This is a genomic window from uncultured Escherichia sp. (assembly GCF_948475835.1).
Taxonomy (GTDB): domain Bacteria; phylum Pseudomonadota; class Gammaproteobacteria; order Enterobacterales; family Enterobacteriaceae; genus ECMA0423.
The window spans coordinates 1-7,829 of sequence record NZ_CAOLGM010000168.1; the positions used below are offsets into that span (position 1 = coordinate 1).

The window sequence follows — 7,829 nt, forward strand, 5'->3', positions numbered from 1 at the left end:
GGGTGAAACCCGTCTGACGCTGCCGCTTGGGGGGGCGATCAACGTTAACCTGCAAAATATGCTGGCCAGTGACAGCTCATGGAGCAGCATCGGCAGCATCAGCGCCACTCTACCGGGAGGCTTTAGTTCGCTGTGGGTTAACCAGGAAAAAACCCGCATTGGCAATCAATTGCGACGTAGCGATGCCGACAACCGTGCAATCGGCGGCACACTCAACCTGAACTCACTGTGGTCGAAGCTGGGCACATTCAGCATCAGCTACAATGATGACCGCCGTTACAACAGCCATTATTACACGGCAGATTACTATCAAAATGTCTACAGCGGTCCCTTTGGTTCGCTTGGCCTGCGGGCCGGTATTCAGCGCTATAACAACGCCAATACAGGGAAATATATCGCTCTCGATCTCTCGCTACCACTGGGCAACTGGTTTAGCGCAGGGATGACCCATCAAAACGGCTACACCATGGCAAACCTGTCAGCACGCAAACAGTTTGATGAAGGAACCATTCGCACTGTTGGTGCCAATCTGTCACGTGCCATCTCCGGCGATACCGGTGATGACAAAACCCTCAGCGGTGGGGCGTATGCACAGTTCGACGCTCGTTACGCCAGCGGAACGCTGAACGTCAATAGCGCGGCGGACGGCTACATCAATACCAACTTGACCGCCAATGGCAGCGTCGGCTGGCAGGGTAAAAACATCGCTGCCAGCGGGCGGACTGATGGCAACGCTGGGGTGATATTCAACACCGGGCTGGAGGACGACGGTCAGATCAGCGCCAAAATCAACGGGCGGATTTTCCCGCTTAACGGCAAGCGTAACTATCTCCCGCTCTCTCCCTATGGAAGATATGAGGTGGAGTTACAGAACAGCAAAAACTCACTCGACAGCTACGATATCGTCAGCGGCCGCAAAAGCCATCTGACTCTCTATCCAGGCAATGTCGCTGTCATTGAGCCAGAGGTGAAGCAGATGGTTACCGTCTCCGGTCGTATCCGTGCGGAAGACGGCACACTGCTGGCTAACGCACGGATTAACAACCATATCGGCCGAACCCGAACCGATGAAAACGGCGAGTTTGTCATGGACGTGGATAAGAAATATCCCACTATCGATTTTCGCTACAGTGGCAATAAAACCTGCGAAGTGGCACTGGAACTCAACCAGGCGCGCGGTGCCGTCTGGGTCGGTGATGTGGTCTGCAGCGGCCTCTCATCGTGGGCGGCGGTGACGCAGACAGGAGAAGAGAATGAGAGTTAACCTACTAATAACGATGATAATTTTCGCGCTAATCTGGCCAGTAACTGAGCTCAGAGCGGCAGTGAGCAAAACAACCTGGGCGGATGCACCGGCACGCGAGTTTGTGTTTGTCGAAAACAACTCAGACGACAACTTTTTCGTCACTCCTGGCGGGGCGCTGGATCCGCGCCTGACCGGTGCCAACCGCTGGACCGGTTTAAAATACACTGGTTCAGGAACCATCTATCAGCAAAGCCTCGGCTACATTGATAACGGTTACAACACCGGCCTTTATACCAACTGGAAGTTTGATATGTGGCTGGAAAATTCACCAGTTTCATCTCCTTTAACTGGCTTGCGCTGCATCAACTGGTACGCTGGGTGTAATATGACCACCAGTCTTATCCTGCCGCAAACCACCGACGCCAGTGGATTTTATGGCGCGACGGTGACCAGCGGCGGCGCGAAGTGGATGCACGGCATGTTGTCAGACGCGTTTTACCAGTATCTGCAACAAATGCCCGTCGGCAGCAGCTTTACAATGACCATCAATGCCTGCCAGACCTCTGTGAACTATGACGCCAGCAGCGGCGCACGCTGTAAGGATCAGGCCTCCGGCAACTGGTATGTTCGCAACGTCACCCATACGAAAGCAGCAAATCTGCGGTTAATAAATACCCACTCGCTGGCGGAGGTATTTATCAACAGCGACGGAGTACCGACTCTGGGCGAAGGGAACGCCGACTGCCGGACACAGACCATCGGCAGCCTTTCAGGATTAAGTTGTAAGATGGTCAACTATACCCTGCAAACAAACGGACTCAGCAACACCTCAATCCATATATTCCCGGCGATCGCCAACTCGTCGTTAGCCTCGGCCGTCGGGGCGTACGATATGCAGTTCAGTCTGAATGGCAGTTCATGGAAACCGGTGAGCAATACCGCCTATTACTACACCTTCAACGAGATGAAGAGCGCAGACTCGATCTATGTTTTCTTCTCGAGCAACTTCTTTAAGCAGATGGTGAACCTCGGGATCAGCGATATCAACACCAAAGATCTATTCAACTTTCGCTTTCAGAACACCACATCACCGGAGTCTGGCTGGTATGAATTTTCTACCTCCAACACGCTGATTATCAAACCCCGTGATTTCAGCATCAGTATTATCTCCGATGAATATACTCAGACACCGTCGCGGGAGGGATATGTTGGCAGCGGCGAGTCGGCACTCGATTTCGGCTATATCGTAACCACCAGCGGTAAAACAGCTGCCGACGAAGTGCTGATCAAGGTGACCGGACCCGCGCAGGTGATTGGCGGGCGCTCCTATTGTGTCTTCAGCTCCGATGACGGTAAGGCGAAAGTACCGTTCCCGGCGACACTTTCCTTTATTACCCGCAACGGAGCTACAAAAACCTACGATGCCGGGTGCGATGATAGCTGGCGGGATATGACCGATGCGCTGTGGTTGACCACACCGTGGACTGATATCTCTGGCGAAGTGGGGCAGATGGATAAGACCACAGTCAAATTTTCGATTCCAATGGATAACGCCATTTCGCTGCGTACGGTAGATGATAACGGCTGGTTTGGCGAAGTCAGCGCTTCAGGAGAGATTCATGTTCAGGCGACGTGGCGTAACATTAACTAAGGCCCTGCTGACAGCGGTCTGTATGCTGGCGGCACCTTTGACACAGGCGATTTCGGTCGGCAATCTGACATTTTCGCTGCCGTCCGAGACTGACTTTGTCAGCAAACGTGTAGTGAATAACAACAAAAGCGCACGGATATACCGTATTGCCATCAGTGCTATTGATAGCCCGGGCAGCAGTGAATTGCGCACCCGACCGGTGGATGGTGAACTGCTTTTCGCCCCCCGCCAACTGGCGTTGCAGGCTGGTGAGAGCGAGTATTTTAAATTTTACTATCATGGTCCACGGGATAACCGCGAGCGCTACTACCGGGTCTCATTTCGCGAAGTCCCCACTCGTAACCAGACAAGACGTAGCCCAACCGGCGGCGAGGTCAGCACGGAGCCGGTGGTGGTGATGGATACCATTCTGGTAGTACGACCACGTCAGGTTCAGTTTAAATGGTCCTTCGACAAGGTGACAGGAACGGTAAGTAACACTGGCAACACATGGTTTAAGCTACTGATTAAGCCAGGATGTGATTCGACCGAAGAGGAAGGCGATGCCTGGTATCTACGTCCGGGAGACGTGGTTCATCAGCCTGAGTTACGTCAGCCGGGGAATCATTATCTGGTCTATAACGACAAATTCATTAAGATTAGCGATTCCTGTCCGGCTAAGCCCCCTTCGGCGGACTAAGACTTATCCATCGGTCGAGGGAAGAATTCCACCTCAGAGCCCCAAAAATCGTTTAAATGATGTGGAAGCGATCGTCAATATCACCTGTAACGATGGGCTTTCTCATATGCACACCATAGTGTTCAGGAGACACGGAAAGGTATCAGGCAGCCTGCTAACGAGTGGTTTAATCACGAATTAGTACGTAAAATCGGTAACGGCTGGAAATCATTCAATACTCACACTATCGAAAGTTCCCCAGCCAACCGCGGTACGTTCTTACATACGATGTACCGCTGTTCTCTTTACGATTTTTAGCTGTACTGGTGAATTATGAGCAATCTGAATCCATGCATGACGTGTGGTGCCTGTTGTGCATTTTTCCGCGTCTCTTTTTACTGGGCCGAAGCCGACGATGCTGGCGGTACTATTCCCGCCAGGCTCACTGAACAAATATCCCCTTTTCACCGATGCATGAGCGGTACCAATCAGAAAAACCCCCGATGTATTGCCCTTGCAGGAACCCCGGGCAAAAATGCCTGCTGCACGATATATAAAAATCGATCGTCCACATGCAGAGAATTTGCCATGTCTGGTGAGAACGGAGTCGTCAATGAGGCTTGCAATCGTGCAAGGGCTAAATACGGGCTGACACCGTTATAAACATACAATAATTAATTGCACTGCCCCGCCAGCGATAATAGCGGGGCTTCGTTTTTCAGGGGTAACAAAACCCGATACTTCTTCTATTTGCCAGCAACAATGCCTCTCTTCTGTAGCGTTCTTCGGATCTACATCATCCTGAAGTAGCGCGATATACTCACTGACTATCTGAATCAGAATATAAAAAGCAATGTTTTTAACCTATAAAAATGGCGCTGTATTTGCGCCATTTTTATCATTCAATGCATTATCTGTTTGAGCCTAAAGGGATCTCAGGGTCTGGCTCATGAGTAATTCTGTTTCGTAAATCTCTGCGAATAATTTCAATAGACCAGAACCAGACTAAATGTCCAAAAATTTCAGAAACATTCTCATACCACGGGAGATCAAACAGAGGTGGCGTCAGTCCCATGAGAGGGAATGAAATCATATGAACAAAAAGTTGGGCTAAAGCACCTGCCAGTAAGCCCTGCCAGAGTTTAATTTTTGGAAATACTTCAGCGACCACACAATAACCGACAGCAAACACTATCGAAAAGATAATGTGCGTAACACCAACCCAGTTAAAGACATGCCCGGCAAAGGTATAAACAGCCGCATTGGGATCTGTCAGCCCCAACCAGTCTCGAAGAAAAATATACGGTGGATTGAGAAAATTACGCGAGCAATCAATTTGGCCTGCAGCCCTGATTAATGATTCCGGGCCACACGCTGCATTAAACATATCCACCGGGCTACGTGGCGGCAATGGAACTTCAGCCCCCCACTTCACGAATGCGGAAACAACGCCAGCAATCAGCCCAATGAATGCAGCAAGACCATAACGTCTGCGGTTCGGTGGAGTTTGTTCAAATATATTCATATCTACCCTGCTTGTACCATTATGTTATACACCTCTTCAGGAGTATTCATAAAACAAGGCAAATGTAAAGAACTGTATTGTTTTGTATAACAAGATAGTTTCCTAATCGCCAATGAATATAAGCTCCATCATTTCTCCCTATTTTTATATTAGAAGTGACAGAGATTTGCAGGGTGATGCAGAGCTGAAAATCACAGGTTTCCTTATTGGTTTTTGCATCGTACAACTAAAGCAATAAACCAGCTCCCATCATCATCAACATCCCGGCGAACATGAATTTATTAGCCGGGCTCATAGCTGCATTCGCGTTTTAAGAATAATCCTCCTGCTGTCGCCGACTATGCTTAACGTTTAAAAAAGCATCAGCACTCTCGCAACGCACTCTTATTTTCCCCTTTAGAATACCGGAGGCCTGGTATGAGCAACCAAGGCGAATACCCCGAAGATAATCGGGTTGGGAAGCACGAGCCGCACGATTTAAGTTTGACCCGTCGCGATCTGATTAAAGTGAGCGCCGCAACAGCGGCGACCGCCGTGGTTTATCCTCATTCTACGCTGGCGGCAAGCGTTCCGGCAGCTACACCCGCGCCAGAGATAATGCCCCTGACACTGAAGGTGAACGGCAAAACCGAGCAGCTTGAGGTGGATACCCGAACCACGCTACTGGACGCTTTGCGTGAAAATCTGCATTTGATCGGTACCAAGAAAGGTTGCGATCACGGACAGTGCGGAGCCTGTACCGTGCTGGTCAATGGTCGCAGGCTTAATGCCTGCCTGACGCTTGCAGTCATGCATCAGGGGGCCGAGATCACCACCATTGAAGGCCTGGGTTCGCCAGATAATCTTCACCCCATGCAGGCGGCCTTTATCAAGCATGATGGCTTCCAGTGCGGCTACTGCACCTCCGGGCAAATTTGCTCATCAGTAGCGGTGCTAAAAGAGATTCAGGACGGCATTCCCAGTCACGTCACGGTCGATTTGGTTTCCGCTCCAGAAACAACTGCCGATGAGATCCGTGAACGTATGAGCGGCAACATCTGTCGCTGTGGTGCATACGCTAACATCCTTGCCGCCATTGAAGATGCTGCGGGGGAGATAAAATCATGAAGGCGTTTACCTATGAACGAGTGAACACCCCAGCCGAGGCGGCACTTAGCGCTCAGCGCGTACCCGGCGCAAAATTTATCGCGGGCGGGACCAATCTGCTGGACCTGATGAAGCTGGAAATTGAAACGCCCACCCACCTTATCGATGTGAACGGCCTCGGGCTCGATAAGATTGAAGTGACCGACGCGGGTGGGCTGCGCATCGGCGCACTGGTACGGAACACCGACCTGGCGGCTCACGAGCGCGTGCGTCGTGATTACGCGGTACTCTCCCGCGCCCTGCTCGCTGGCGCATCTGGTCAGTTACGTAATCAGGCAACCACCGCAGGTAATCTGCTCCAGCGCACGCGCTGCCCCTATTTTTACGACACCAATCAGCCCTGCAATAAGCGCCTGCCCGGGAGCGGCTGCGCGGCGCTTGAAGGCTTTAGCCGTCAGCACGCGGTGGTAGGCGTAAGTGAAGCCTGCATAGCCACCCATCCGAGCGATATGGCGGTCGCAATGCGGTTGCTGGATGCGGTGGTGGAAACCATCACGCCGGAGGGAAAGACTCGCAGTATCACACTGGCTGATTTTTATCACCCACCGGGGAAAACGCCGCACATTGAAACCGCCCTGCTTCCCGGTGAGCTTATCGTTGCGGTGACGTTACCTCCACCGCTCGGCGGAAAACATATCTACCGTAAGGTGCGCGATCGCGCCTCCTACGCCTTTGCCCTGGTATCGGTCGCGGCGATTATTCACCCTGACGGCAGCGGGCGCGTCGCGCTGGGCGGAGTAGCACATAAGCCCTGGCGCATTGAGGCTGCGGATGCTCAGCTATCCCAGGGGGCGCAGGCCGTATATGACACGCTGTTCGCCAGCGCCCATCCCACCGCTGAAAACACCTTTAAACTCCTGTTGGCGAAGCGAACGCTTGCCTCCGTACTGGCTGAAGCGAGGGCACAGGCATGAAATTTGATAAACCCGCAGGGGAAAACACGATCGATCAGCTGAAGGTTGTCGGTCGTCCCCATGACCGCATCGACGGACCGCTGAAAACTACCGGCACGGCACGCTACGCCTACGAATGGCATGAAGAAGCCCCCAACGCCGCCTATGGCTATATCGTCGGTTCCGCCATTGCCAAAGGACGCCTCACCGCCCTTGATACGGACGCCGCGCAAAAAGCGCCGGGCGTACTGGCTGTCATTACCGCCAGTAACGCCGGGGCACTCGGCAAAGGCGACAAAAACACCGCCAGACTGTTAGGCGGCCCCACTATTGAGCACTATCATCAGGCCATTGCGCTGGTAGTGGCCGAGACCTTCGAACAGGCGCGAGCGGCGGCCTCGCTGGTGCAGGCACACTATCGCCGTAATAAAGGAGCTTACTCCCTGGCGGACGAAAAACAGGCCGTCAATCAGCCGCCGGAAGACACGCCCGACAAAAACGTCGGTGACTTTGACGGGGCTTTCACCTCCGCTGCGGTGAAGATTGATGATACCTACACGACCCCGGACCAGAGCCATATGGCGATGGAGCCGCATGCCTCGATGGCCGTCTGGGATGGAAATAAGCTTACCCTCTGGACCTCAAATCAGATGATTGACTGGTGCCGCACCGATCTGGCAAAAACGCTGAAAGTTCCCGTGGAGAATGTG

The 7,829-nt window shown here is 52.4% G+C and carries 6 protein-coding genes and 2 pseudogenes; 7 read left to right on the forward strand and 1 reads right to left on the reverse strand.

Annotation, left to right across the window (positions count from 1 at the left end):
- The 4 genes and pseudogenes from ecpC to QZF50_RS21550 all read left to right on the forward strand — a co-directional run.
- A pseudogene (gene ecpC, locus QZF50_RS21535) lies at positions 1 to 1,264 on the forward strand (fimbrial usher EcpC); the annotation flags it as partial.
- Entirely contained in the window at positions 1,254 to 2,897 is a 1,644-nt protein-coding gene (gene ecpD / locus QZF50_RS21540) for a fimbrial adhesin EcpD (RefSeq protein WP_001323478.1), read from the forward strand. The pseudogene ecpC and the gene ecpD, both read left to right, overlap by 11 nt.
- Positions 2,866 to 3,576, forward strand: coding sequence for a fimbrial chaperone EcpE (gene ecpE / locus QZF50_RS21545; protein ID WP_001305432.1), 711 nt, complete (start codon positions 2,866 to 2,868; stop codon positions 3,574 to 3,576). Before ecpD ends, ecpE begins: the two co-directional genes overlap by 32 nt.
- Positions 3,577 to 3,888: 312 nt before the next feature.
- Positions 3,889 to 4,218 carry a YkgJ family cysteine cluster protein gene (locus QZF50_RS21550; RefSeq protein ID WP_001303809.1) on the forward strand — a complete coding sequence of 110 codons (330 nt, stop codon included), beginning with the start codon at positions 3,889 to 3,891 and terminating at the stop codon, positions 4,216 to 4,218.
- A gap of 247 nt (positions 4,219 to 4,465) precedes the next feature.
- Here the strand turns inward: QZF50_RS21550 and QZF50_RS21555 are convergent, their stop codons facing one another.
- A complete protein-coding gene (locus tag QZF50_RS21555) occupies positions 4,466 to 5,080 on the reverse strand; it encodes a YagU family protein (RefSeq protein ID WP_001019920.1) in 615 nt (204 codons plus the stop codon).
- A 417-nt stretch (positions 5,081 to 5,497) separates the two neighbouring features.
- On the opposite strand from QZF50_RS21555, the gene paoA reads away from it, so the two are divergent.
- The 3 genes and pseudogenes from paoA to paoC form a co-directional block, all read left to right on the forward strand.
- On the forward strand, positions 5,498 to 6,187 hold the full coding sequence (gene paoA / locus QZF50_RS21560; protein ID WP_000070694.1) for an aldehyde dehydrogenase iron-sulfur subunit PaoA: 690 nt from the start codon (positions 5,498 to 5,500) through the stop codon (positions 6,185 to 6,187).
- Positions 6,184 to 7,140 (forward strand): aldehyde oxidoreductase FAD-binding subunit PaoB, encoded by a 957-nt coding sequence (gene paoB / locus QZF50_RS21565; protein WP_000643328.1) that lies wholly within the window; start codon positions 6,184 to 6,186, stop codon positions 7,138 to 7,140. The genes paoA and paoB overlap by 4 nt, the downstream gene beginning before the upstream one ends.
- Positions 7,137 to 7,829 (forward strand): annotated as a pseudogene (paoC, locus tag QZF50_RS21570) (aldehyde oxidoreductase molybdenum-binding subunit PaoC); the annotation flags it as partial. The gene paoB and the pseudogene paoC, both read left to right, overlap by 4 nt.

What these genes read in the sequence shown, in the direction of transcription:
- ecpD (WP_001323478.1), top strand. Translation starts at nt 1,254, where the DNA reads ATGAGAGTTAACCTACTAATAACGATGATAATTTTCGCGCTAATCTGG.
- ecpE (WP_001305432.1), top strand. Translation starts at nt 2,866, where the DNA reads ATGTTCAGGCGACGTGGCGTAACATTAACTAAGGCCCTGCTGACAGCG.
- QZF50_RS21550 (WP_001303809.1), top strand. Translation starts at nt 3,889, where the DNA reads ATGAGCAATCTGAATCCATGCATGACGTGTGGTGCCTGTTGTGCATTT.
- QZF50_RS21555 (WP_001019920.1), bottom strand. Translation starts at nt 5,080, where the DNA reads ATGAATATATTTGAACAAACTCCACCGAACCGCAGACGTTATGGTCTT.
- paoA (WP_000070694.1), top strand. Translation starts at nt 5,498, where the DNA reads ATGAGCAACCAAGGCGAATACCCCGAAGATAATCGGGTTGGGAAGCAC.
- paoB (WP_000643328.1), top strand. Translation starts at nt 6,184, where the DNA reads ATGAAGGCGTTTACCTATGAACGAGTGAACACCCCAGCCGAGGCGGCA.